Annotated in this window: 19 protein-coding genes and 1 pseudogene; 11 read left to right on the top strand and 9 right to left on the bottom strand. The window is 72.4% G+C overall.

Annotation, left to right across the window (positions count from 1 at the left end):
- Positions 1-66 precede the first annotated feature (66 nt).
- From ACW9J6_RS25080 to ACW9J6_RS25065, 4 genes are all read right to left on the bottom strand, one after another.
- The gene (locus ACW9J6_RS25080) at positions 67-558 is read right to left on the bottom strand and encodes an AAA family ATPase (protein WP_457115260.1); all 492 of its coding nucleotides are present in this window, start codon (positions 556-558) and stop codon (positions 67-69) included.
- A gap of 236 nt (positions 559-794) precedes the next feature.
- Positions 795-2,315 carry an undecaprenyl-phosphate glucose phosphotransferase gene (locus ACW9J6_RS25075; protein ID WP_457115261.1) on the bottom strand — a complete coding sequence of 507 codons (1,521 nt, stop codon included), beginning with the start codon at positions 2,313-2,315 and terminating at the stop codon, positions 795-797.
- A 161-nt stretch (positions 2,316-2,476) separates the two neighbouring features.
- A complete protein-coding gene (locus ACW9J6_RS25070; RefSeq protein ID WP_457115262.1) occupies positions 2,477-3,718 on the bottom strand; it encodes a glycosyltransferase family 4 protein in 1,242 nt (413 codons plus the stop codon).
- Between the two features lie 316 nt (positions 3,719-4,034).
- Positions 4,035-4,607 (bottom strand): polysaccharide biosynthesis/export family protein, encoded by a 573-nt coding sequence (locus ACW9J6_RS25065; protein ID WP_457115263.1) that lies wholly within the window; start codon positions 4,605-4,607, stop codon positions 4,035-4,037.
- Positions 4,608-4,807: 200 nt separating this feature from the next.
- On the opposite strand from ACW9J6_RS25065, the gene ACW9J6_RS25060 reads away from it, so the two are divergent.
- Positions 4,808-7,186 (top strand): GumC family protein, encoded by a 2,379-nt coding sequence (locus tag ACW9J6_RS25060; RefSeq protein WP_457115264.1) that lies wholly within the window; start codon positions 4,808-4,810, stop codon positions 7,184-7,186.
- Between the two features lie 109 nt (positions 7,187-7,295).
- On the opposite strand, the gene ACW9J6_RS25055 is transcribed toward ACW9J6_RS25060, so the two are convergent.
- On the bottom strand, positions 7,296-7,529 hold the full coding sequence (locus tag ACW9J6_RS25055; protein WP_457115265.1) for a DUF6894 family protein: 234 nt from the start codon (positions 7,527-7,529) through the stop codon (positions 7,296-7,298).
- A gap of 214 nt (positions 7,530-7,743) precedes the next feature.
- Between ACW9J6_RS25055 and ACW9J6_RS25050 the strand changes: the two genes are divergently transcribed.
- Positions 7,744-8,250: a L,D-transpeptidase gene (locus ACW9J6_RS25050; protein ID WP_457115266.1), complete on the top strand. Its 507-nt coding sequence runs from the start codon at positions 7,744-7,746 to the stop codon at positions 8,248-8,250.
- A 16-nt stretch (positions 8,251-8,266) separates the two neighbouring features.
- Here the strand turns inward: ACW9J6_RS25050 and ACW9J6_RS25045 are convergent, their stop codons facing one another.
- Positions 8,267-8,605 carry a cupin domain-containing protein gene (locus ACW9J6_RS25045; RefSeq protein ID WP_457115267.1) on the bottom strand — a complete coding sequence of 113 codons (339 nt, stop codon included), beginning with the start codon at positions 8,603-8,605 and terminating at the stop codon, positions 8,267-8,269.
- 67 nt (positions 8,606-8,672) lie between these two features.
- Positions 8,673-8,879 (bottom strand): DUF1674 domain-containing protein, encoded by a 207-nt coding sequence (locus tag ACW9J6_RS25040; RefSeq protein ID WP_457115268.1) that lies wholly within the window; start codon positions 8,877-8,879, stop codon positions 8,673-8,675.
- A 124-nt stretch (positions 8,880-9,003) separates the two neighbouring features.
- Between ACW9J6_RS25040 and ACW9J6_RS25035 the strand changes: the two genes are divergently transcribed.
- Both ACW9J6_RS25035 and ACW9J6_RS25030 read left to right on the top strand, forming a co-directional pair.
- Positions 9,004-10,362 (top strand): RsmB/NOP family class I SAM-dependent RNA methyltransferase, encoded by a 1,359-nt coding sequence (locus tag ACW9J6_RS25035; RefSeq protein ID WP_457115269.1) that lies wholly within the window; start codon positions 9,004-9,006, stop codon positions 10,360-10,362.
- A gap of 104 nt (positions 10,363-10,466) precedes the next feature.
- On the top strand, positions 10,467-12,188 hold the full coding sequence (locus ACW9J6_RS25030) for a heparinase II/III family protein (RefSeq protein WP_457115270.1): 1,722 nt from the start codon (positions 10,467-10,469) through the stop codon (positions 12,186-12,188).
- Between the two features lie 174 nt (positions 12,189-12,362).
- On the opposite strand, the gene ACW9J6_RS25025 is transcribed toward ACW9J6_RS25030, so the two are convergent.
- On the bottom strand, positions 12,363-13,952 hold the full coding sequence (locus ACW9J6_RS25025) for a catalase (RefSeq protein ID WP_457115271.1): 1,590 nt from the start codon (positions 13,950-13,952) through the stop codon (positions 12,363-12,365).
- Positions 13,953-14,142: 190 nt separating this feature from the next.
- On the opposite strand from ACW9J6_RS25025, the gene ACW9J6_RS25020 reads away from it, so the two are divergent.
- Positions 14,143-15,126: a LysR substrate-binding domain-containing protein gene (locus tag ACW9J6_RS25020; RefSeq protein WP_457115272.1), complete on the top strand. Its 984-nt coding sequence runs from the start codon at positions 14,143-14,145 to the stop codon at positions 15,124-15,126.
- Here the strand turns inward: ACW9J6_RS25020 and ACW9J6_RS25015 are convergent.
- A complete protein-coding gene (locus tag ACW9J6_RS25015) occupies positions 15,078-16,832 on the bottom strand; it encodes a peptidase domain-containing ABC transporter (protein WP_457115273.1) in 1,755 nt (584 codons plus the stop codon). The two genes, ACW9J6_RS25020 and ACW9J6_RS25015, sit on opposite strands and share 49 nt — an antisense overlap.
- A gap of 207 nt (positions 16,833-17,039) precedes the next feature.
- Here ACW9J6_RS25015 and ACW9J6_RS25010 point away from each other — a divergent pair, with 207 nt between their 5' ends.
- From ACW9J6_RS25010 to ACW9J6_RS24985, 6 genes and pseudogenes are all read left to right on the top strand, one after another.
- Complete coding sequence (locus tag ACW9J6_RS25010; RefSeq protein ID WP_457115274.1) at positions 17,040-18,107, top strand: AbrB family transcriptional regulator; 1,068 nt, start codon at positions 17,040-17,042, stop codon at positions 18,105-18,107.
- Positions 18,108-18,197: 90 nt separating this feature from the next.
- Positions 18,198-19,739 (top strand): threonine ammonia-lyase, biosynthetic, encoded by a 1,542-nt coding sequence (gene ilvA / locus ACW9J6_RS25005; protein WP_457115275.1) that lies wholly within the window; start codon positions 18,198-18,200, stop codon positions 19,737-19,739.
- Positions 19,740-19,798: 59 nt separating this feature from the next.
- Entirely contained in the window at positions 19,799-20,695 is an 897-nt protein-coding gene (lgt, locus tag ACW9J6_RS25000; protein WP_457115276.1) for a prolipoprotein diacylglyceryl transferase, read from the top strand.
- Entirely contained in the window at positions 20,692-21,804 is a 1,113-nt protein-coding gene (locus ACW9J6_RS24995) for a class I SAM-dependent methyltransferase (protein ID WP_457115277.1), read from the top strand. Before lgt ends, ACW9J6_RS24995 begins: the two co-directional genes overlap by 4 nt.
- A 10-nt stretch (positions 21,805-21,814) precedes the next feature.
- Complete coding sequence (pgeF, locus tag ACW9J6_RS24990) at positions 21,815-22,582, top strand: peptidoglycan editing factor PgeF (RefSeq protein WP_457115278.1); 768 nt, start codon at positions 21,815-21,817, stop codon at positions 22,580-22,582.
- A gap of 280 nt (positions 22,583-22,862) precedes the next feature.
- Positions 22,863-23,369, top strand: a pseudogene (locus ACW9J6_RS24985) (porin family protein); the annotation flags it as partial.

Raw genomic sequence — 23,369 nt, 5'->3', positions numbered from 1 at the left:
AGGGGCGGGCGTCTCGAACGGCGGGACGTCCGGCGAGGACGCCCGTGGCAGGCCGGCGACCACGGCCTACGCGCGATGAACCACCACGTCGAACCCCTCGTCCGGATGGGGCGGCACGAAGTAGCGCGTGAACAGGTCGAACTCCTCGTCGCTGACGTGGAATTCGTGCGCCCCGCTCGCGTTGCGGCGATGGAGCCGCGCCCGGCAGGTTTCGTCCGACACGTCGAGGTGGTGGAGCTGGTGCGAGACCGTCGCCTGCCGGATGATCCCCCGCATCCACGCCCGGCTCTCCGGCGTGTTCGCCGGGAAGTCGAGCACGACGGAGAGACCCGCCTGCAGGATGGCGATCAGGTGCGGCCCCATCACGGACCGCAGCCGGGTCGTGTTCCGGACGTAATCGGCCAGGCACGTCTGCTCGCCCGGATAGAGGCTCGCCAGCCACTGATCCTCCCTGACGAGGATCGAGCGCGGTCGATCCGCCAGCCGCGCGGCGAGCGTCGACTTGCCGGCAGCGATCTTGCCGCAGAGGAGATGGAGCATCGCGTCGTTCGCGGACATGATGGGAGACCTTCGACGGCGCCGAGAGCGCCTGATCGTTCACGCACAGGTCGAATTGAAGCCGGCCTGAACGATCAGGCCGGGCGTCGAATTCGCAGGCGGAGCGCACCGCCCGTGGCGTGACTGCAGAAGGTCATCTGATAAGCATGTCCGCTCGCGGTCACGGCGTCAAGACGTCGAAGCCGCCGCGCTTCACCGCCCCGTTCGGGCGCGAGCCGGCGGGCGCCGCCGTCGCCTCAATACGCGTTCTCGGTCTTGAGCAGCGCGAACGGCGTCATCGCCAGGATCTGAAGGTCGAAGAACACCGACCAGTTCTCGATGTAGTAGAGGTCGTGCTCGACGCGGCGCTGGATCTTCTCGCTGGTGTCGGTCTCGCCGCGCCAGCCGTTGATCTGCGCCCAGCCGGTCAGGCCCGGCTTCACCTTGTGCCGCGCGAAGTAGCCGTCGACGACCTGATCGTACAGCGTGTTCGCCGCCTTGGCCTGGAGGGCGTGCGGCCGCGGCCCGACCAGCGAGAGGTCGCCCTTCAGCACGTTGAAGAGCTGCGGCAGTTCGTCGAGCGACGTCTTGCGGATGAAGCGACCGACCGGCGTCACCCGCGGATCGCCCTTGGTGACGAGTTTGGCCGCACCCGCATCGCTCTGGTCGACGTACATCGAGCGGAACTTGTAGACCTCGATCAGCTCGTTGTTGAATCCGTAGCGCTTCTGGCGGAACAGGATCGGCCCCCGCGAGGTCGTCTTCACGGCCACCGCCACCGCCAGCATCACGGGCGCGAAGGCGACCAGCATCGCGGTGCCGACGACCCGGTCGAACACCGCCTTCACCACGACGTCCCAGTCGGCGATCGGCTTGTCGAACAGGTCGAGGACCGGCACCGAGCCGAGATACGAGTAGCTCCGCGGGCGCAGGCGCAGCTTGCTGGCATGGGCCGAGAGGCGGATGTCGATCGGCAGCACCCAGAGCTTGGCGAGCATCTGGAGGATGCGCGCCTCGGCGGAGATCGGCAGGGTGAAGACGATCAGGTCGAGGCGGGTGTTGCGCGCGAACGCGACGAGATCGGCGACGGTGCCGAGCTTCGGGTAGCCCGCCACGACGTCGCCCGAGCGGCCGTCCGTGCGGTCGTCGAACACGCCGACGACGCGGATGCCGGATTCCGGCTGGCTCTCCAGCGCGCGGATCAGCGCCTCCGCGGCCTCCCCGCCCCCGACCACGGCGGTGCGGCGGTCGAAGCGCCCGCGGCGGAGCTGCTCGCTGACCGCCAGGGACAGGCCGAGCCGGCCGCACACCAGCAGCGCGAGCCCGGACAGGTAGAAGCTGCCGAGCCACAGGCGCGAATAGTGGTCGCCGAGCTTGGCGAAGAACAGGATCGCCGCGGCGAGCAGGAAGACCAGCGACCAGCCGAGCGCGACACGCAGGGCGGAATGGAAGAACTTGCGGAACGCCCGGATCCCGTAGGTTCCGGCACCCTGCTGGACCGCGAGGTTGAGCGCCGCGATGCCGAAGATCGTGGTGAGATAGCCGATTTGCAGCGGGACCACGTCGTGCAGGATCGCCACCTGCGCGACGATGCCAGTAACAGCGATGAGGACCACCTCCGCCGCGCGGACGCAGCCGGTGAGCACGACGGGCGAGAGCGGCCCGCCCTGGCGCGGCGCGAGGAGGTTCTCGGCGGGCGGCATCGGCCGGCGCGCGGAGGGATCCGCCGTCTGGGAGGCTGCGCTCTTCAGGATGTCGCGGACGTCGAACGCGGTCATCGGGCGTCTCTCGGGTGCATCCTGCGGCTGCTGGGCCGGCCCGTCCGGACCGAGCCCGGCGCCGCGGGCGGGGCCGGGAGCGGCCCTCGCCGTCAAGGGACCGCCCGCGGCGGGGTTCCGCGCCGGGTCGGTCCGACCCCCCGACTTTTAGCAACTAGTGGTCACGGAAGGCTTAACGGAATGACGCCGGGTTGAGTAACCGGCCGACGCTCGCGCGCCGCAGCGTAGCCGTCCAGGATGCCGTCGGCCATGCGCTGCATCGAGAAGCGGCTGCGGATGAACGCGCTCAGGCCCGCCGCCTCGTCGCGCCGCACCTCCTCGGGCTGGTCGATCTTGCGCAGGAGCGCCGCGGCGAGCGCCTCCACGTCGCGCGGGGGCACCAGGACGCCCGCGGCCGGGCCGAAGATCTCCGGGATGCCGCCGACATTGGTGGCCACGAGGGGCTGGGCCGCCGCCGCGGCCTCCAGCACGACGTAGGGGAGCGATTCCGCGAACGAGGGCACCACCATGATCCGACCGCGGGAGAGGGCCGCGCGGATCGGCTGGGGCGGCTCGAAGCGGACGACGTCGTCGAGGCCGAGCGCCTGCACCCGCTGGCGCAGCTTCGCCTCGTCGGGGCCGGACCCGACGACGAGCAGCGTCATGCGCCGGTTGAGCGCGGTCCGGATGCGCGCCAGCGCATCGAACAGCACCGGGATGCCCTTCGCCTGGCGCAACTCGCCGATATAGACGAAGTCGCAGGGATCCTCGGCCAGGGGAATGGGCGCGAATTCGGCGCCGTCGATGCCGTTCTGGACGACGCGGATCAGCCGGTCGGTCTCGCCCACATAGGCGCCGTAGCGCCCGGCGATGTAGGCGCTCTCGAACAGGAAGACATCCGTGCGCCGGGTGAGGACCGCCTCGGCGCTCATGTAGAGGCGGTGCAGCACGGTGCCGGGCCGGTAGTTGAAGCTGCCGCCGTGCGGCGTGTAGGCGCGAACCGGATCGGCCACGCGGCGCGGCGCGACGACCGTGCGGGCGAAGAGGCCGCCCTTCGACCCGTGGCCGTGGAGCACGGTGGGCGCCGTTCGGCCGACGAGGCCGTGGAGGCGGGCGAGGGCCGAGAGGTCGAGCGGATGCGGGTTGCGCCGCATCGGCACGCGGGTGAGGCCGAGGGCGAGCTGCGGGGCGAGGCCCTCCAGCACGGCCGCGGCCCGCTCCCCGCCCGTGCTCGAATCGCAGAACAGGCCCACCGCGTGGCCGGCGGCGACCTGGAGGCGCGCGACGTCCATGACGTGCCGGAACAACCCGCCGACGGGCGCCCGGAAGACGTGAAGGATCCGCTCCCCCTGCGCGGGTGCGGTCTGCGTCGCGGTGTCGGCGACCGGCGCCGGCGGGACGAAGCGGAGTTGGGGAAGCGCCACGAACCTCTCCCGAGGCGTGGCCGTCCGCCCGCCCGGGACGGTCGGGTGCGGGTTCCACGCCGGTCTGTTCTGAGGCGGCGGTGGTCGCCGGGGCGTTAAACGCGGGTCACCGGGCGGGGAAGCTTCGGCCGGTGGTTAAGCGGGCGTGTCGATCGCCGCCGCGCGGAGGGCTCCCGCGCTCATCGTCCGGGGACGAGGCCGCTGGTTCGTCGTGGCGAATGCCTCGGAACCCGGGAGCGAATCCAGGCTCCGCGTTTCGATCTCACCGGAGCCTGCCCCAGAGCAGCGTTCGCCTGAGGCGCCATCCGGCGCTGCGCTAGAACCACCGCTCCTTGATCAGGATCGTGTCACCGGGACGGACCGGATAATTCATCGGGACGGCCCCGGAGACGGGTCCGCTGCGGGTCTGGCGGGTGATGATCGCGTAGTTGCGCGCCGCACGCGGCCCGAACCCGGCCGCGATCGCGACCGCGGTCTCGACGGTCATCCCATTCACGTAGGCGTATTGGCCCGAGGTCGTGACCTCGCCGAGGATGAAGAACGGCCGGTAGAGGTCGATCTCGACCGTCACGTGCGGCTCGCGCACGAAGCCGTCGCGCAGCCGCGCCTCGATGCTCCGGGCGGCCTGCAGGGTGGTGCCCCCGCCGACATGCACGGGGCCGATCAGCGGCATGATGATCCGCCCGCCCCCGTCGACGGCGTAGAGGTTCGACAGGTTGTCCTGACCGAAGACGATCACCCGCAGGCGGTCCCCGGCCGCGAGGGCGTATTGCGCCCCGATCGAGCCGGTGGCGGCCGCGTCGAGGGCATCCGTGCGGAACTCCGGCTGCATGCAGCCGCTGAGCGCCACACTGGTCGCGAGACCGGTCAGGAAAACGCGTCGATTCATTGCTTTGCGCCAAGTGCGTCCGACGGCCAAGATCTAAGCGATCATGGTTAATGAATGCTCACTCGATGCGAGCGCCACGCCTGGACTCCATGACCAGTCAAGCCGCCGGGAAATTTACCGGGCTTCAACCTTAATCAGTTTTGATCGTGTTCCGGACGGCTCCGCCATCCGCCCGATACCTCGCATCGCAGACGGCCCGCATGCTCCGCGCGACCTCCGCTGTTTCGCATTTTTCCGTGGGCGGCCGGGCGGCCGGGCCGACCGGCGCCGATCGCGCATCCAGCGTGGACGGTCTGGCCGTCGGGGATCTCGGCCGCCTCCTGCGGCGGCACTGGCTCGCCATCCTGCTGCCGACGCTCGCCGCGATGGCCGCCGCCCTGGTCTTCGTGCAGGTCGTGAACCCGCGCTACACCGGCGAGGCGAAGCTGCTGCTGGAGAGCCGCGACAGTGCCTTCACGCGCCCCCAGCAGGAGCGCGGCGACGCGGCGCCGCCGATCGACGAGCAGGCCGTGGCCAGCCAGGTCCAGGTGGTGATGTCGCGCGATCTCGCCCGCGAGGCGATCAAGCGCCTCGGCCTCGTGGGGAACAGCGAGTTCGATCCGATGGTCGAGGGCATCGGTCCGCTCCAGCAGGTGCTGGTGATGGTCGGGCTCATGCCCAATCCCCTCGAGCGCGAGTCCGAGGACCGCATCCTCGACCGCTACTTCGACCGCCTGCTGGTCTATCCGGCCGGCAAGTCGCGCATCCTCACCATCGAGTTCCGGTCCCGCGATCCCGACCTCGCCTCGCGCGGGGCCAACACGATCGCCGACCTCTATCTCGCCTCGCTGGCGGCGGCGAAGGTGGACACCGCGCGCTACGCGTCGAGCTGGCTCGGCACCAACGTCGAGACCCTGCGCGGCCGCGTGGCGGAGGCCGAGGCGAAAGTCGAGGTCTTCCGGGCGCGCAACGGCCTCGTCGGGGGCGCGGGCGGTGCGGGCGGGCCGCAGCCGCTCGTCGCGCAGCAGCTGACCGAACTCTCCACCCAGCTGACCCAGGCCCGGGCCGCGCAGGTCGATGCCGGCGCCAAGGCCACGCTCATCCGGGACATGATCCGCGACGGGCGCGCCTTCGAGATCCCGGACGTCGCCAACAACGAGCTGATCCGCCGGCTGGTGGAGCAGCGCATCACGCTGCGCGCGCAGCTCGCCCTGGAGAGCCGTACCCTCCTGCCCCAGCATCCCCGCATGAAGGAGCTGACGGCGCAGCTCGCCGACCTCGAAGGCCAGATCCGGTCGGCCGCGGACCGCACCGTGCGCATCCTCGAGAACGACGCCCGCATCGCTGGGAGCCGCGTCGAGAGCCTGCGGGCCGCCGTCGACGCGCAGCGCGACCTCGTCGCCAAGGGCAATGCCAGCGAGGTCGAATTGCGGGCGCTGGAGCGCGAGGCGAAGGTGCAGCGCGAGCAGCTCGAATCCTACCTCGCCCGCTACCGCGAGGCCGCTGCGCGGGACGCCGAGAGCGCCGCGCCGCCCGATGCCCGGGTGGTGTCGCGGGCGATCGTCCCGGACACGCCGTCCTTCCCCAAGAAGCTCCCGATCATCGGCTTCACGACCGCCATCGCCTTCCTCCTCGCCGCAGGCGCCGTGATGACCCGCAGCCTGATCGCCGCGGACCCGGACGGCGCCCAGGGCGCCGGTCGCCGCCGCCCGACCATCGTGCCGCCGACGGCGGAGGCGGGATCCCGCGCGGCCGATGCCGCGGCGCCCCGCGCCGCAACGGCGGTGCTCCCGACGGATCCGCCGCGCACCATCCTCCCGCAGGAGCCCGCCGCACCGGCGGACGAAGCCCCGCTCCTGCGGCGCGGCACGGCCGACCCGGACGAGGTCCCGGAGGAGGTGCTGATCGAGCCCGGTACCCCAGTCGTGACCGCGACCGATCGGGCGCCGGATTCCCCGCTTCCGGAACAGGGCGCGCCGGTCGCCTCCGGCACCGGCGGGAACCGCTACGACTTCGACGCCCTGGTGGCGCGCCTCGGCACCGTGGAGAGCGCAGGCGGAGGACGGCGCATCCTGGTCATCGAGAGCGGCGCCGCGGCGGGCGCGATCGCCCTCGCCGTCGGCCGGGCCCTGGCGCGGACCGGCCGGGCCGTCCTCGTCCGGATGGACGGTCCCGTCGCCGAGAACGGTGACGGCCTGAGCGACGTCGTCGCGGGTGAGGCCAGCTTCGGCACGGCGATCCGGGGCGACGAGGGCTCCTGGCTCCACCAGGTGGGCCTCGGCACGCTCGGCACCGACATTCTCCTCACCGAGCGCAAGGCCCTCGGCATCGCCCTCGACGCCCTCGGCCAGGCCTACGACTGGGTTCTCTGCACGCTGGAGGCGCGGTCGGGCGACGACGCGGCGCTGTCGCTGATCGAGGCCGCCTGCGCCTGGGTGGATGCGGTCGTGATCGCGTCGAACGCGCCGCCCGACGATGCCGGTCTCATCGCCCTCTACGAGTTGGCGGAATCCTGCGGCGTGCCGGACGTGATCGTGGCGCAGGATCGGCCGCCGGCCCCGATCGCCGTGCCGGCGCCCCCGCTGCTGCGCTCGGCCTGAGCCCCGCGAAGCCCGAGGCGTCGTTCGCTGGACGGAACGACGCGTCCGCCAGGGACGTCTCGGGCGCCCGGCCTCCCGGAGCCTCGCTTCGTCTCGGGGAGGTTCCCCGTCAGGCCGCGAGCGCGAGCGCCGGACCGGCGCCGAAGGGCACGACCAGCACCTGCCGCCCCGCGAGGTCGTGGACGGTGACGCTCCAGCCCGACCAGTCGCCGCCGTGCCGCGCCACGTCCGCCGCCACCGCGCGCGCCCGCGCCGCGACGGACTCGCCCGGCCGCAGGCGCTGCCCGGACCCGTCGAGCACGCATTCCAGTCCGTTGGTGCAGTGGAACCGATAGGTCCGCATCCCGAGCCTCCTGTGGACGGATACGAATTTGTTCACTTTCTGTTCGCATGTCAACGCGGCGTCACCCTGTTGGCGGGCCGCGGACACCCGGCGTTAAGGCTGCGTCGGAGAGGGGGCGCGTTCACCCCCGGGCAAGCATCTTCGCCAACCGGAACGTCAGGATTGGCCGCGAATTATCGTCCCGCTTCAATGGTCACGTTCGAGGACCACAGGGATGATCAGGCAGAGTGGATGGGCCGCGGCCATCGCCGCCGCGGCCGCGGTGACGTGCGGCCACGCCGCGGCGCGCGAGGTCGTCGTCTTCGACCCCGGCGTGTCGGCCGGCAGCATCGTGGTGCATACGGGTGAGCGGCGGCTCTACTACGTGAATGGGGACGGCACGGCGATCCGCTACCCCGTCGCGGTCGGCAAGCTAGGGAAGCAGTGGACCGGCACGGCCACCATCGACGGCAAGTACGTGCAGCCGGCCTGGGCGCCGCCCCGCGAGGTCAAGCGCGACAATCCCCGCCTGCCCGACGTGATCGCCGGCGGCTCGCCCCACAATCCGATGGGCGCGGCGGCGCTGACGCTCGACCGGGGCGAGTACGCGATCCACGGGACCAACCGCCCGGGCTCGATCGGGACCTTCGCGTCCTACGGCTGCATCCGGATGTACAATCAGGACGTCGTGGATCTCTTCGCCCGGGTCGCGGTGGGCACGCCGGTCATCGTGACCCGGTGAGGCGACGCGGGGGCCCTCAGCCGTCCCGCCCGTGCACCTGCGCGGGCGGCGACGTGGCCTCGACGGCCGTGAAGGTCTCCAGGATCCGGTAGGTGTGCTCGGCCCCCGCCGGGACGAGCCAGGAATCGCCGGGTTCGAGCCGCACCGTCTGCCCGGCGACCTCGAGCTCCGCCCGGCCGGCGATCACGTAGCCGACCGTCTCGTAGTCGCGGGCGACGGCGGCCTTGCCCTCCGTCGGCGGCTCCTCCTCCCAGAGCCGCATCGCCACCCGCTTGCCCGAGGCGAGGTAGCGCTCGCCCTGCGCACCGTGCGGCGAGGTCTCGCCCGAGACCTTCTTGATCGTCGTCTCAGCCATCGCTGCCTCCAGGACCTGCCGGTCGGCAACGGAGGGCCGCGGCCGCCTGTTCCCCGTCGGGCGGCGCTCAGAAATCCGTCGCCAGGCCCTTCACCTCCCAGTCGTCGTAGCGCACCGGCTCGAGGCCACCGCGGCCGTCGATCTCCCGCGCACGCCGGATCTCGGCCGCCCGCGCGTCGATCTCCGCCCGGCGCGCCTCCGCCTCGGCCAGCGCGCGCCGCGCCGCCGGCGACAGGGCCCTGTCCGGGCTCTCGGGGGTCCCGCTCTCGTCCATGATCCTTCTCCCGCTTGCATCCGGGCCGGCACGGTGTCACGTCCGGCCCCTCGCGCGTCGATGCTCCTCGCCCGGAGGTGGAGGGGGTCCGACGCGCCGTCAAGGCGGGAGATGCGGCAGCTTCATGGACGAGGTGCGAGAGGATCGACAAGAGGACCGGACCGCCGGGCTGCCGGCGCGGCGCCTCGCCGTCGCCACCGTGGCGGACCTGCTCGGCGCGCGCTCCGGCACCGCCCTCGACGACGTGCTCGACCCGGCGGCGGCCCGCGCCAGCCTGTCCGGGCCTGACCTCGCGCTCGCCCGCGCCATCGCCACCACGACCTTCCGCCACCTGGGCGAGATCCGTCACGCGCTGGCGGCGCGCCTGGCCCAAGGCCTGCCCGCGGACCAGCCGAAGCTCCTCGCCGTCCTGGCGACCGGCGCGGCGCAGATCCTCTACCTGAACACCCAGGACCACGCCGCCGTCGACCTCGCGGTGCGGCTCGTGAAGGGCGAACCGCAGCTCCGCCACCTCTCGGGCCTCGTGAACGCGGTGCTCCGGCGCGTCGCCCGGGAGAAGGAGGCGATCCGACGGGAGGGCGACGCCGACCCGCTCGGCCTCGGCACGCCCGCCTGGCTCGCCCGGCGCTGGACCGCGACCTACGGGGCGCAGGCCGCCGCATCCATCGCGGCCGCGCATCTGCGCGGGGCTCCCCTCGACCTCTCCGTGAGGGCGGAGCCGGAGGCCTGGGCGGAACGGCTCGGCGCCGTCCTGCTGCCGACCGGGTCCCTGCGCCTCGACGAGGCCCGCACGCCGGTGCCGCAACTGCCGGGCTTCGCGGAGGGCGCGTGGTGGGTGCAGGACGCGGCGGCCGCCCTGCCGGCCCGCCTGCTCGCGCCGCGGCCGGGCGAGCGCGTCGCCGATCTCTGCGCGGCGCCGGGCGGCAAGACCGCGCAGCTCGCGGCCGCCGGAGCCGCGGTCCTCGCCGTCGACCGCTCCGAGGCGCGGCTGCGGCGGCTGCGCGAGAACCTCGCGCGGCTCGGCCTCTCTGCCGAGACGCGGGCCGCCGACGCGCTGAGCCTGCCCGAGGATGAGCCGTTCGACGCGGTGCTGATCGACGCGCCCTGCAGCGCCACGGGGACGATCCGCCGCCACCCCGACGTGGCCTGGACGAAGCGCGAGGGCGACCTGCCGCGCCTCGCCGCCCTCCAGGCGAAGCTCCTCGACAAGGCGGCGCGCCTGCTCGCGCCCGGCGGGCGGCTCGTCTACTGCACCTGCTCGCTGGAGCCCGAGGAGGGCGAGGCGCAGGCCGAGGCCTTCCTGGCGCGGCACCCGGAGATGGCGCGCCTTCCGGTCGCGCCCGCGGAGGTCGCCGGCGAGACCGATCTCCTCGGCCCGGCGGGGGACCTGCGGACCCTCCCCTGCCAATGGCCGGCCACCGCGGGCGGCCGGGGCGGCCTCGACGGGTTCTTCGCCGCGCGGTTCGTGCGTCGCCCGGCGTGAGTCGTTCCTGTTCACAAGCGCGGCCGCGCCGTTTGACGGCGCCGGTCTCCTTCACCAATGGTTGAGTTCTGACCCGCCGCCGCGCGGGGACCTCGGGGGGTGGCGTGCACTGGGGGCCTGACCGCTGGCGCTTCTACCGGCTCGTCGGGCGTGAGATCGGCCGGTCCGCCCGCTCGGCCCTGCTGCACGTCGCGTCGGTCCCCTCGGCCGTGGCCCGCCTGCGGCCCAGCGGCCTCGTCATCGCGCCCCAGGACCTGCGCACCAGCGACCCGACGCTCGCGGGCGACATCTATGCCGGGCTGTTCGTCTTCGCCGGCCGGGCGCTCGCCACCGGCGGGCGCTCGCCCTTCGACTTCACGCCGCCCTCCCTCGAATGGGGCGAGGCGCTCTACGGCTTCGGCTGGCTGCGCCATCTCAGCGCCGCCGACAGCGCGCTCGCGCGATCCAACGCCCGGGCCTTCGTGCAGGACTACCTCGCGGGCCGGGGTGACCGCGAGATCGCGGACCGCCCGCACGTGGCGGCCCGGCGCCTGATCTCGCTGCTCAGCCAGTCGCCGCTGGTGCTGGAGGGCGCCGATCACGGCTTCTACCAAGCCTTCCTGAGGGGGATCGGACGCTGCGTGCGCCGCCTCGACGCCGCCCTGCGCCACGGCGTCCCGCCGCGCCAGCGCCTCGCCGCCGCGGTGGCCCTGACCTATGCTGGGCTGTGCTGCGACGGGTTCGAGCCGGTGCTGCGCCGCGGCACCCGGCTGCTCGTCCGGGAACTCGGGCGGCAGATCCTGGCCGATGGCGGCCACGTCAGCCGCGACCCGGCGATCGTGCAGGAGGTGCTGCTCGACCTGCTGCCGCTCCGCCAGAGCTTCCTCAGCCGCGACATCGCTCCGCCCGAGGCCCTTCTCGTCGCCATCGACCGGATGCTGCCCTTCCTGCGGCTGCTGCGGCACGGGGACGCCTCGCTCGGCCACCATAACGGGATGGGCGCGACGGAGGCCGATCAGCTCGCCACCCTGCTCATCTACGACGGGGCGCTCGCCCGCCCGCTCACCCACGCGCCCCACACGGGCTACGCGCGGCTCGAAGCGGGGACGACGCTGCTGGTGGCCGATATCGGCCCGGCGCCGCCCCTGGCCCACGCGACCCTGGCGGGGGCCGGCTGCCTGTCCTTCGAACTGTCGAGCGGCGCGCAGCGGCTGGTGGTGAATTGCGGCATGCCGGCCAGCGGCGAGGAGATGCGCCAGCTCTCCCGCACCACGGCGGCGCACTCCACCGTCACCCTCGGCAATGCCTCGTCCTGCCGCTTCCTCAACCCGCCGGGGCGCGGCTTCGCGCACCCGATCGCCGCGTGGCTGCGGCACCGGCTCGGTCCGGTGATCCTGCGCGGGCCCGCGCGGGTGCCGGTGGAGCGCGGCACCGCTCCGGACGGGACGCTCGTCCTTGCCGCGAGCCACGACGGCTACCTCCCGACCCTCGGGCTGGTGCACGAGCGTCGCTGGCGCGTGCCGCCGGGCGGGGGCGGCGTCGAGGGTGAGGACGCCTTCCGCAGGCCGGCGCCGGGCGGCCGCGCCCGGCCGACCAGCCGCCCGGTCGAGGCGGCGATCCGCTTCCACCTCCACCCGTCCCTGCGGGTCTCCCGCGAGGGCCGCGCCGTGCGCCTGCAGGGGGCGGGCGACGAGACCTGGCTGTTCGAGGCCGACAGCGTCGACCCGGTGATCGAGGAGAGCGTGTTCTTCGCCGCGTCGAACGGCGCCCGGCGCACGGAGCAGATCGTACTCCACCTCGACGTCACGGACGGAACGAGCGTGGCGTGGCGGTTCCGGCGCGCGTAGGCGCCCGCATCCTGCGCCGACCACGCGTGACGCTGTTGCCGCCGCGAGGATCGATCGCCGCCGCCCGGCACCGCGCCACCTCGCATCCGCAGGGCCTTCGCCCGCGCGACCCAGCAAAAACCCCGCCCGGACGGTCCGGGCGGGGCTGGGTTCGGGTCAGAGGAGGCGACGACCTTACTCGGCGGCGACCCGGTGGGCCTGCGACCCGTCCGTGTAGGTCTCGGCGGTCAGGCGCTTGCCCGGCGCGGCGCGGCCGGGAAGCGGCGGCAGCGCCTTCGCCTTCTCCAGATCGATGCCCGCGCCCTCGGCGACGCGCCGGCCGTAATCCTCGTCGGCGTGCCAGAAATGCCAGACCATCCGCAGCTGGATCGGCTCGGGGCACTGCTTGAGATCGCCCACGAGGTTGGCGATCAGGTCCTCCCGCTCCCAATCCTGGAACGAGCGGTAGCGTTCGCCGGCCTGGACGTAGTCGTCCTCGGCGCGGCTGGTCTGGTAGCGGCCGAGGTTGCCGCTCACCGGCTGGTGGTAGTCCTTGGCCGGCTTGGGCGCCTCGCGCAGGCCCTCTGCCAGCGTGCTCGGCTCGTAGTTGATGTGCTTGTTCGGGCCGGTGCCGTCGACCTGGTAGGTCATCTGGCCGTCGCGCTGGTTCGAGTAGACCTTCACGCCCGGCTGCGGCGCGTTGATCGGCAGCTGCAGGTAATTGGGACCGACGCGGTAGCGCTGCGTGTCCGAGTAGGACAGGGTCCGGCCCTGGAGCATCTTGTCGTCCGAGAAGTCGATCCCGTCGACGAGCACGCCGGTTCCGAAGGCCGACTGCTCGACCTCGGCGAAGAAGTTGTCCGGCACGCGGTCGAGCACCATCCGGCCGCACTTCAGCAGCGGGAACTGATCCTCGGGCCAGCGCTTCGTGTCGTCGAGCGGGTCGAACGACAGGTGATCGTTGGGGCCGTCCGGCATGATCTGCACGGCGAACTCCCACTCGGGGAAGTTGCCCTTGCTGATGTTGTCGTAGAGGTCACGCGTCGCGTGGCCGACATCCTTGGCCTGGATCTCGGAGGCCTGCTGAGAGGTCAGGTTCCGGACGCCCTGCTTGGGGATCCAGTGGAACTTGCAGAGCACCGCCTCGCCCTGGTCATTGACCAGCTTGTAGGTGTTGACGCCCGAGCCCTCCATCTCCCGGTAGTTCGCCGGAATGCCCCAGGGCGACTTCAGCCAGGTGACCATGTGGATCGACTCGGGGTGCTGCGCCACGAAGTCGAAGAAGCGCCACGCCTCCTGGCGGTTGGTCACCGGGTCGGGCTTGAAGGCGTGGATCATGTCCGGGAACTTGATGGCGTCCCGGATGAAGAAGACCTTGAGGTTGTTGCCGACGAGGTCCCAATTGCCTTCGACCGTCTTGAATTTCACCGCGAAGCCGCGCGGATCGCGCTCGGTCTCCGGGCTCTCCTTGGCGCCGGCCACGGTCGAGAAGCGCACGAAGACCGGTGTCTTCACGCCCGTCTCGGTGAGGACGCGGGCGCGGGTGTACTTGGAGGCCGGCTCGTCGCCGATCTTCCCGTAGGCTTCGAAGTAGCCGTGGGCGCCGGCGCCGCGGGCGTGGACGACGCGCTCGGGGATCCGCTCGCGGTCGAAATGCGTGATCTTCTCGATGAACTGGTAGTTCTCGAGCGTCGCCGGGCCCCTCTCGCCGACCGTGCGCAGGCTCTGGTTGTCGCGGACCGGGTGGCCCTGACGCGTCGTCAGGATCGGGCGTTGATCGCTCATGAAGCCTCCTCTCGCCATCGAATGGGCGGCGCCGCGCCCTCGAGGACGCCGCTGCCGCGCGAGCACGACCGAGATAGGGATGGAAGACCTGAAGCCCAACCACCCTCGAACCGTTCTCGGTCGGACCTATGGACCCGCGGCCCGCCCCGGGGCCAATGCATCGTTGCGAAAGCTGTGATAGACGCGGCCTATGAATGCCGCCGCCCTGTCCCTCCGGGATCTCGAATACGTCGTTGCCGTTGCGGACGAAAATCACTTCGGGCGCGCGGCGGAGCGCTGCGCCGTCAGCCAGCCGACGCTGAGCGTGCAGGTGCGCAAGCTGGAGGAGGCGCTCGGCATCACGATCTTCGAGCGCACGAACCGCCGGGTGCTGCTGACGCCCGCCGGCCAGGCCGTGGTGCGGCAGGCGCGGGCCGTCCTCGCGGAGGCGCAGCGGCTGGTGCTCCTCGCTCACGAGGGGCACGGCGCGCCGCTGTCGGGCCGGCTGGTGCTCGCGGCGATCCAGACGCTCGGCCCCTACCTGTTCCCGCACGTGCTGCGCCAGATCCGGCAGGATTTCCCGCAGCTCTCCCTCGCCCTCAGCGAGGGCCGCACGGCCGGCATTCTCGAGGGCCTGCGCGAGGGCCGGCTCGACGCGGCCCTGATCTCGCTGCCGATCCCGGAAGCGGGCCTGACCGTCGCGCCGCTGTTCCGGGAGCCCTTCCTGCTCGCCTGCCCGTCCGACCACGCCTTCGCGGCGGGCGACCCGCCCCGCGCGAACGACCTCGCCGGGCCGGACCTCCTGCTCCTCGACGAGGGCAACTGCCTGCGCGACCAGGCGCTCGCGGCCTGCGGGGCGGGGGGGACGGCGGGGCGGCACGCGACCAGCCTCGAGACGCTGCGCTCGATGGTGGCGGCGGGCGCGGGCTACACCCTCCTTCCGGCCCTCGCGGCGCCCGCCGGACCGGATCCGAGCGGGCTGACGGTCTGCCGCCGCTTCGGCGAGGACGGCCCGGACCGGGTGATCGCGCTGGCCTGGCGGGCGAGCGACCCGCGGGGGGACGGTATGGAGCAGCTCGCCGCGTTCTTCCGCGCCCAGGCTCCCGCCGCGACGTATCCCTGCGGCGGGGCCAAAGGAGCCCGGGCTCAAGCGGGGATGAGGGCGGCCGGCTCGGCCTTCACGGAGCGGGTGTAGTCGGCCCACAGCGAGGCATAGACCGGCACGGTGGTCAGCAGAGCCTCGTGCGTGCCGGTCCCAACGAGGCGCCCTCCGTCGAGAACGACGATGGTCGCGGCCTGGCGGGCCGCCGCGAGGTGATGCGTCACGAGCAGCAGCAGCCGGTCGCGGCCCCACGCGGCGAGACGCTGCTCCAAGGCCAGCGCGGCCTCCGGGTCGAGGAACGCGGTGGGCTCGTCGAGGATCGCCATCGCCGGATCGCGCAGCACGGCGCGGGCGATGGAAAGGCGCTGCCGCTGGCCGCCCGACAGCGTGCGGCCGTTCTCACCGAGCGGCGCGTCGAGGCCGCCGGGCAGCGCCTCGACGAAGTCGAGGGCGCCGGCGAAGCGGAGCGCCTCCCGGATCGCCGCCTCGTGGTGCCGCCCCGTCGACACCACGTCCCGCACCGTGCCGGAGAACAGGATCGTCTCTTGGTCCACCGTCCCGATGCGGGAGCGCAGCCAGCGCGGATCGTAGTCGCGCACCTCGCCACCGGCGATCTCCACGCGGCCGGCATAATCCCGCTGCAGGCCGAGCAGGATCCGCATGAGCGTCGACTTGCCGGACCCGTTGCGCCCGACGATGGCGACGACGCCCCGCGGCGGCAAGGTCAGGCTGATCCCGTCGAGGGCTGGCCGCGCCGCGCCGGGATAGGTGAGCGAGAGATCGGTGATGGCGATGCCGTGCTCGTCGAACTGGCGTCGCGGCGGCTGCTTCTCCGCCCGCTCGGAGGGTTGCGCCAAGAAGGCCGCGATGCGGCGCACGGCGACGTTGGCCTTCCGCGTTTGCTCCAGGAACAGTCCCAGATGGGAGATCGGGCTGGTGATACGGCCGGTGATGACCTGCAGCGCGAGCAGGCCGCCGACCGTGAGATCGCCCTGGTAGAGCCGCCAGCAGCCGATGCCGGTCACGACGAGCGTGACGCCCCGGGCGATGATTTGGCTCTGCAGATTGTAGCGGATCCCCGCGACGGAGACGTTCCGGTTGGCGCGCGAGAGCGCGGCGCTCGCCCTTTCGAACCGCCGGACCCGCTCTCCCTCAATGGCCAGCGCCTTGACCGTCGGGAGCCCGTGGACCGTCTCCGTGACAACGCCCTGATACGCCGCCTTCGCGCCGACTTGCACGTCGTAGGCGTCCTCCATCCCGGCCCCTCGCCGTCGGCCAATCATCGCGACGACGGGAAGCGCGGCGGTGAGCGTCGCTCCGAACGCCACGTCATAGGCGTAGGCGAGGCCCAGCCCGACCGCGGCGCCGCCGATGTCGACCATCAGGATCGGCGCCGTGTACAGGACGAACTCGTAGATCCTCTCCCGCTCGTCGAACAGGGCGAGGAGGTCGCCGGCCTGCGATTGGGCTCCGTCGAACCGGATGCGCATCAGGTGACAGAAGATCCGGCGCGAGATTCGCCTGTCGATGAAGAGCGTGAGGCCCGCATTGACGCGTCGGCGGAGCCACTCCATTCCCACCTCTGTCGCGATGGCAGCGATCGCCGCAGCTGCGAGGCCGACGAGCCATCCATCGACCCGGCCCGCTACGATCGCGTCGATGATCTGCTGCAGCGCGACCGGGAAGATCAGCCCTGTCCAATAACTGAGCCCGATGAGCGCGGCGAGGAGGGCCGTGTGGCCCTTGCGCAGGCGGAACTCCCGAACGATCCACCGCCACCCGAATGGCCTGCTCCGCATCGTCGCGCCCTCCCTCATGCCGCTGCGTCATGCTGCGGTAGAGGCTCTGTCTCGCGAGGTCGCGGAAGCGCCCATGTCGGCAGCGCAAAGGCCGTCTCGGGGATCTGCTCTGAGCGCGGGGCTGCCATGTCCCAGCGCCTGCCGGCGCGGACATCGTTTTGCACGCCCCATGCTCTAAACGGCAGCGTGGTCATGCCCGGATCATCGATGAAGTCCGCCGCTCTCCAGTTCCGCCGCTCCGCAGCACGACCGATCCCGCAATGGGTCGGGCTCGTCGCCGCCTCGGCGGCGCTCTCGGCGCTTTTCACGGGCACGGGCTTCCCGGCCGCGCTCCTTCTCGGACCGATGTTCGCCGCGATCGCGTTCGGAGTCACCGGAGCGCGCATCCGCGTCCCGCGCCTCGGCTTCCTGGCCGCGCAGGCGCTGATCGGCTGCCTCGTGGCGCATGCCGTCAATGCCTCGATCGTGCAGACCCTGGTCGCGGACGGTCCGCTGATGCTCGCGGTGGTCGGCGTGACCGTGCTGGCGAGCGCCGCGGTCGGCTGGCTGCTCACCCGGCTGCGGCTGCTGCCCGGCACCACGGCCGCCTGGGGCTCCTCGCCTGGCGCCGCCTCCGCGATGGTGGCGATGGCCGAGGAGTACGGGGCCGATCCGCGCCTCGTCGCCTACATGCAGTATCTCCGCGTCGCCTGCGTGGTCCTGACGATGTCGGTCATCGCCCGGGTCTTCGCGGTTCCGGAGACCGGCGCCCTTCCGGCCCCGGTGGGCGCGGCGGAGCCGCTGGCGGTGCTGCTCACCCTCGCCGTCGCGGCGGTCGGGGCGACGCTCGGGCGCTGGCTCAACATCCCCGCCGGCGCCATGATCGGGCCGCTCGCCGTCGGGGCGACGCTGCACGCGACCGGCCTCGCCAGCATGAGCCTTCCCAACTGGCTCCTCGCCCTGGCCTACGCGGCGGTCGGGTGGACGGTCGGCCTGCGCTTCACGCGCGCCACCGTGCGGGCGACCATCACGGCCCTGCCCGGGGTCCTCGCCGCGACCCTGGCGCTGATCGCGCTCTGCGGGTTGTGGGCCTGGGGCCTGACCTTCCTGCGGCCGATCGACCTCCTCACGGCGGTCCTCGCCACCAGCCCCGGCGGCCTCGACTCGGTCGCGATCATCGCCGTCGGGTCGAAGGCGGACGTTTCCTTCGTCCTGGGTGTGCAGACCCTGCGGCTCCTCGTCGTCATCATCACCGGGCCGCTCGTCGCCAAGTGGATCTCGCGCGGCGTGACCTGAAACAACGGCCGCGCTCGCCTCCCGGCGCGAAACCCGGTAAGGGGCGCCTCTGCGGCAGGGTCCCGTCCCGCCGCCATCCGGACCCGTCCCGTGCACGATTACATCAGGAAGATCCTCACCGCCCGCGTCTACGACGTGGCCATCGAGAGCCCCCTCGACCGGATGCCGCGGCTCTCCGCGCGGCTCGGCGCCGCGGTGCTGCTCAAGCGCGAGGACCTGCAGCCGGTCTTCTCCTTCAAGCTGCGCGGGGCCTACAACAAGATGGCGGGGCTGCCGCGGGACGTGCTCGACCGCGGGGTGATCTGCGCCTCGGCGGGCAACCACGCGCAGGGCGTGGCGCTGGCGGCCGCAGAACTCGGCGTGACCGCCACCATCGTGATGCCGCGCACGACCCCGGCCATCAAGGTCGAGGCGGTGCGCGCGCGCGGCGGCCACGCGGTGCTGCACGGCGACGCCTTCGACGAGGCCTACGCGCACGCCAAGACCCTGGAGGCGGAGCAGGGGCTGACCTTCATCCACCCCTACGACGACCCCGAGGTGATCGCCGGCCAGGGCACGATCGGCCTGGAGATCCTGCAGCAGCATTCGGCGCCGATCGAGGCGATCTTCGTGCCCGTGGGCGGCGGCGGCCTCGCGGCCGGCATCGCCACCGTGGTGAAGTTCCTGCGGCCCGAGACGAAGGTCATCGGCGTCGAGCCGGAGGACGCCGCCAGCATGGCGGCGGCGCTCGGGGCCGGCGAGCGCGTGGTGCTCAACAGCGTCGGTCTGTTCGCGGACGGTGTCGCGGTGCGTCAGGCCGGCGAGGAGACGTTCCGGCTGTGCAGGGAGCATCTCGACGGCGTCGTCACGGTCGACACCGACGCGATCTGCGCCGCGGTCAAGGATGTGTTCGACGACACCCGCGCCATGTCGGAGCCCTCCGGGGCGCTCGCCGTGGCGGGACTGAAGGCCTGGGTCGCGGAGCACGGGGCGGGCGGGGGCGGCGCGCTCATCGCCATCAACAGCGGGGCCAACCTGAACTTCGACCGGCTGCGCCACATCGCCGAGCGGGCGGAACTCGGCGAGCGGCGGGAGGTGCTGCTCGCCGTGACGATCCCCGAGAAGCCCGGCGCCTACCGGGCCTTCATCCAGGCGATCGGCACTCGCGCCATCACCGAATTCAACTACCGCATCGCGGAAGGGGCGGACGCGCACATCTTCGTCGGCGTGCAGATCCAGGGCCAGCCGGGCGAGAAGCGGGCGTTGATCGAGGGCCTCGCCGCCCTCGGCTATCCGGTCCTCGATCTCAGCGACGACGAGATGGCGAAGGTGCACGTCCGCTACATGGTGGGCGGGCGCGTGCCGGGCCTCGCGGACGAGCGGCTGCTGCGCTTCGAGTTCCCGGAGCGGCCGGGCGCGCTGCTCAAGTTCCTCGACAGCCTCGGCCACGTCTGGAACATCTCGCTGTTCCACTACCGCAACCACGGCGCCGATTACGGCCGCGTGCTCGCCGGGATCCAGGTGCCGGAATCCGACCGCGAGCGCTTCCAGCAGGCGCTGGAGGAACTCGGCTACCCGTTCCACGACGAGAGCGACAACCCGGCCTACCGGCTCTTCCTCGACGGGAATGCGGGCCGCGCCCCGGCCGCCTGAGCGCCGCGGCGGCGTGGCGGGTTGACGGGGAGCCGCACCCGGTCCACCTGTGCGGCCCGATGCCGCCGCTCCTCGCCATTCCCTTCCCGGCGATCAACCCGGTCGCCGTCGCGATCGGCCCGATCGCCATCAAGTGGTACGCGCTCGCCTATATCGCCGGGCTCGTCGGGGGCTGGTTCTACGCCAAGCGCCTCGTCGCCGCCGCCTCGCTCTGGGGGCCGGTGCGCCGGCCCTCGGGCGCCGACATCGACGACCTGATCGTCTGGGTCGCGCTCGGCGTCGTGCTCGGCGGGCGCATCGGCTACGTGCTGTTCTACAATTTCGGGGCCTACCTGGCGAACCCGTCCGAGATCCTGGCGATCTGGCGGGGCGGGATGTCCTTCCACGGCGGCTTCCTCGGGGCGGTGCTGGCGCTCGTCCTGTTCGCCCGCGCCCGAGCCTTGAGCCCCTTCGCGCTCCTCGACCTCGCCGCGGTGGTCGTGCCGATCGGCCTGTTCTTCGGCCGCCTCGCGAACTTCGTGAACGGGGAGCTCTGGGGGCGGCCCGCGCCGGACTTCCCCTACGCGGTGGTGTTTCCGACCGGCGGGCCGCTGCCCCGGCACCCGAGCCAGCTCTACGAGGCGGGCGCCGAGGGGCTGATCCTGTTCTGTCTTATGGCCGTGGCGGCGCGCCGCTTCGGCTTCCGCCGCCCGGGCCTGCTGGGCGGGATCTTCACCATCGGCTACGCGGTGGCGCGCACCACCTGCGAGTTCTTCCGCGAGCCCGACCCGCAGCTCGGCTTCCTGTTCGGGACGCAGGTCTCGGCCCTCAACGGCGGCATCACCATGGGGATGCTGCTGTGCATCCCGATGCTGATCGTCGGGATCGTGGTGATCGCCGCGTCCCTGCGCGGCGCCACCCTCCCCCGGGCCCGCCTGAGCGAGCGGCCCGCCGATGCCGAGGCGCATTCGGCGTGACGGAGACCCCGCGGCGGCACGCCCTCCTGGCCGAGCTGCGGGCGCTGATCAGCGAGACCGGCCCGATCTCGGTCGAGCGCTACATGGCGCTCTGCCTCGGCCATCCCCGGCTCGGCTACTACACCACCCGCGATCCCCTCGGCGCCGCCGGGGATTTCACCACCGCTCCTGAGATCAGCCAGATCTTCGGCGAACTCCTCGGCCTCTGGGCAGCGGAAAGCTGGCACGGCATGGGCAGCCCCTCCCCCTGCCGCCTCGTCGAGCTCGGGCCGGGGCGCGGCACGCTGATGGCCGACGCGCTGCGGGCGATCCGGGCGGCGCTGCCGGCCTTCGCCGTGGCGATCGATCTCCACCTCGTCGAGACCAGCCCGGTGCTGCGGGCCGCGCAGGGCGAGCGGCTCGCGCCCCTCGGCGTCGCGCCCACCTGGCACACCCGGGTCGAGGACCTGCCGGCCGGGCCGGCCCTCATCCTCGCCAACGAGTTCTTCGACGCGCTGCCGGTCCGGCAATTCGAGCGGACGGGGAGGGGCTGGTGCGAGCGCCGGATCGGCCTCGACCGGAACGGCGAAGGCCTCGCCTTCGGACTCGACCTGGAGCCGGTTCCGGACATCGCCGCTCCGGCGCCCGAGGGCGCGGTCCTCACCGTCCCCGCCGCGGCGCTCTCCGTGATGCGGACCCTCGCGCGGCGCCTCGCGCGTGATAGCGGCGCGCTCATCGCGATCGATTACGGGGAGGCCCGGCTCGGCCTGACCGACACGCTGCAGGCGGTATCCCGCCACCGCGTGGCCGATCCTCTCGCGGCGCCCGGCGAGACGGACCTTACGGTGCCCGTCGATTTCGGCGCCCTGGCCCGGGCCGCGGCGGAGGCGGGCGCGACGGTGCACGGTCCGATCCCGCAGCGCGACTTCCTGCTCTCCCTCGGCCTGGCCCAGCGGGCCGAGCGCCTGGCCGGTCGGGCCTCGGCCGAGCGCGCCCAGGCGGTGGCCGCCGGCGCGGCGCGCCTGATCGAGGACGCGCCGACCGGGATGGGGCGGCTCTTTAAGGTTTTGGGCGTCTCTGGTCCCGGCCTGCCGGACCTGCCGGCGCTTCCCCGCTCGATCCCGTCTTGAGAGGCGCCCCATGCACCTCGAAGCCCCCGCGCTCGCGGCCCTGCCCGGCCTGCGCCACGCCTTCTTCACCCGGCAGGGCGGCGTCTCGGAGGGGCTCTACGCCTCGCTGAACGGCGGGCTGGGCTCCGGCGACGACCCGGCCCGGGTCGCCGAGAACCGGCGGCGGATGACGGCGCATCTCGGCGTAGCGCCCGCGTCCCTCGTGAGTCTCTACCAGGTCCATTCCGCGGATTGCGTCATCGTGGAGGCTCCCTTCCCGGAGCGCCCGAGGGCCGACGGCATGGCGACCCGGGTGCCGGGGCTCGGCCTCGGGATCCTCACGGCGGATTGCGGGCCGATCCTGTTCGCGGATGCGGAGAGCCGCGTGGTCGGCGCCGCCCATGCGGGCTGGAAAGGCGCCCTCACGGGCATCATCGAATCGACCCTCGACGCCATGGAGCGCCTCGGCGCGGCGCGCGGGCGGATCACCGCCGTGCTCGGGCCGACGATCGGCCGCGCGAATTACGAGGTCGGCCCGGAGTTCCGCGACCGCTTCCTCGCGGCCGCGCCGGACAACGCCCGCTTCTTCGCGCCGAGCCCGGACCGGGCCGACCACGCGCTCTTCGACCTGCCCGGCTACATCGCCGGGCGGCTGAGGCGCGCGGGCGTCGGCACGATCGCGGATCTGGGTCTCTGCACCTACGCGGACGCGGATCGCTTCTACAGCTACAGGCGCACCACGCATCGCGCCGAGCCCGATTACGGCCGCCTCGTGTCGGCGATTGCGCTGAACCCATAGGCGCTATTCCGTATTCGCAGGGTCACCCTCGCGCGTCGGACGTCGTTCGGCGAAATTTTTTCCGAACGCGGTGAACCTTGGCCATTCGCGGGCGTTATCGTCGCAAGGAGCCAAGGGAGTCCGGGCGGCGAGATCGCCGATAAGGCCGCGGTGAACTCACCAGCGTTGTCGCCAGGACACAGCTTTCACAGGGCTGCCGAGATATGTCGAGGCACTGCTTCCGCGGACCGACCGGCCTAGGCCGGCGCGGGCCGGGAGCATCGTAGAGAGGACCAGAACCATGAAGTCGCTTCTCAAGAGCGCGACCGCCCTCGCGGGCATCGTTATCGCCGGTTCCGCCATGGCGGCCGATCTGCCGCGCCGCGCGGCCCCGCCGCCGGTCTTCACCCCGGTGCCGGTCTTCACCTGGACCGGTTTCTACGCCGGTTTCAACGCTGGCTACGGTTTCGGCACGGGCAGCAACAACAACCCGACCGTCGTGGGCGTGAACGCCCTGACCGGGCTCGTGCCCCCCGGCACCACCGCCGTGCTGGGCTTCTCGAACCGCAACAACAACACCGACGGCTTCGTCGGCGGCGGTCAGGTCGGCTACAACTACCAGTTCACGCCCGGCTCGGGCGTCGTGATCGGCATCGAGGCGGACGCCCAGTACGCCGATTTCGGCCGTGACCGGAACCGCTTCACCCTCGTCACCAACAACCCGGCCGTCACGGGCCTGGCCGCCCAGCAGGTGTTCAACCCGAACGGCCTGTCGGGTCTCGACTACTTCGGCACGGTGCGCGGCCGC

The organism is Methylobacterium sp. JK268, from assembly GCF_054052225.1.
This window is presented reverse-complemented; position numbering and strand designations above follow the sequence as displayed.

Excerpts from the sequence above, each read along its gene's own strand:
- ACW9J6_RS25080 (WP_457115260.1), bottom strand. The coding sequence starts at position 558 with ATGTCCGCGAACGACGCGATGCTCCATCTCCTCTGCGGCAAGATCGCT.
- ACW9J6_RS25075 (WP_457115261.1), bottom strand. The coding sequence starts at position 2,315 with ATGACCGCGTTCGACGTCCGCGACATCCTGAAGAGCGCAGCCTCCCAG.
- ACW9J6_RS25065 (WP_457115263.1), bottom strand. The coding sequence starts at position 4,607 with ATGAATCGACGCGTTTTCCTGACCGGTCTCGCGACCAGTGTGGCGCTC.
- ACW9J6_RS25060 (WP_457115264.1), top strand. The coding sequence starts at position 4,808 with ATGCTCCGCGCGACCTCCGCTGTTTCGCATTTTTCCGTGGGCGGCCGG.
- ACW9J6_RS25055 (WP_457115265.1), bottom strand. The coding sequence starts at position 7,529 with ATGCGGACCTATCGGTTCCACTGCACCAACGGACTGGAATGCGTGCTC.
- ACW9J6_RS25050 (WP_457115266.1), top strand. The coding sequence starts at position 7,744 with ATGATCAGGCAGAGTGGATGGGCCGCGGCCATCGCCGCCGCGGCCGCG.
- ACW9J6_RS25045 (WP_457115267.1), bottom strand. The coding sequence starts at position 8,605 with ATGGCTGAGACGACGATCAAGAAGGTCTCGGGCGAGACCTCGCCGCAC.
- ACW9J6_RS25040 (WP_457115268.1), bottom strand. The coding sequence starts at position 8,879 with ATGGACGAGAGCGGGACCCCCGAGAGCCCGGACAGGGCCCTGTCGCCG.
- ACW9J6_RS25035 (WP_457115269.1), top strand. The coding sequence starts at position 9,004 with ATGGACGAGGTGCGAGAGGATCGACAAGAGGACCGGACCGCCGGGCTG.
- ACW9J6_RS25025 (WP_457115271.1), bottom strand. The coding sequence starts at position 13,952 with ATGAGCGATCAACGCCCGATCCTGACGACGCGTCAGGGCCACCCGGTC.
- ACW9J6_RS25020 (WP_457115272.1), top strand. The coding sequence starts at position 14,143 with ATGAATGCCGCCGCCCTGTCCCTCCGGGATCTCGAATACGTCGTTGCC.
- ACW9J6_RS25015 (WP_457115273.1), bottom strand. The coding sequence starts at position 16,832 with ATGCGGAGCAGGCCATTCGGGTGGCGGTGGATCGTTCGGGAGTTCCGC.
- ACW9J6_RS25010 (WP_457115274.1), top strand. The coding sequence starts at position 17,040 with ATGAAGTCCGCCGCTCTCCAGTTCCGCCGCTCCGCAGCACGACCGATC.
- lgt (WP_457115276.1), top strand. The coding sequence starts at position 19,799 with ATGCCGCCGCTCCTCGCCATTCCCTTCCCGGCGATCAACCCGGTCGCC.
- pgeF (WP_457115278.1), top strand. The coding sequence starts at position 21,815 with ATGCACCTCGAAGCCCCCGCGCTCGCGGCCCTGCCCGGCCTGCGCCAC.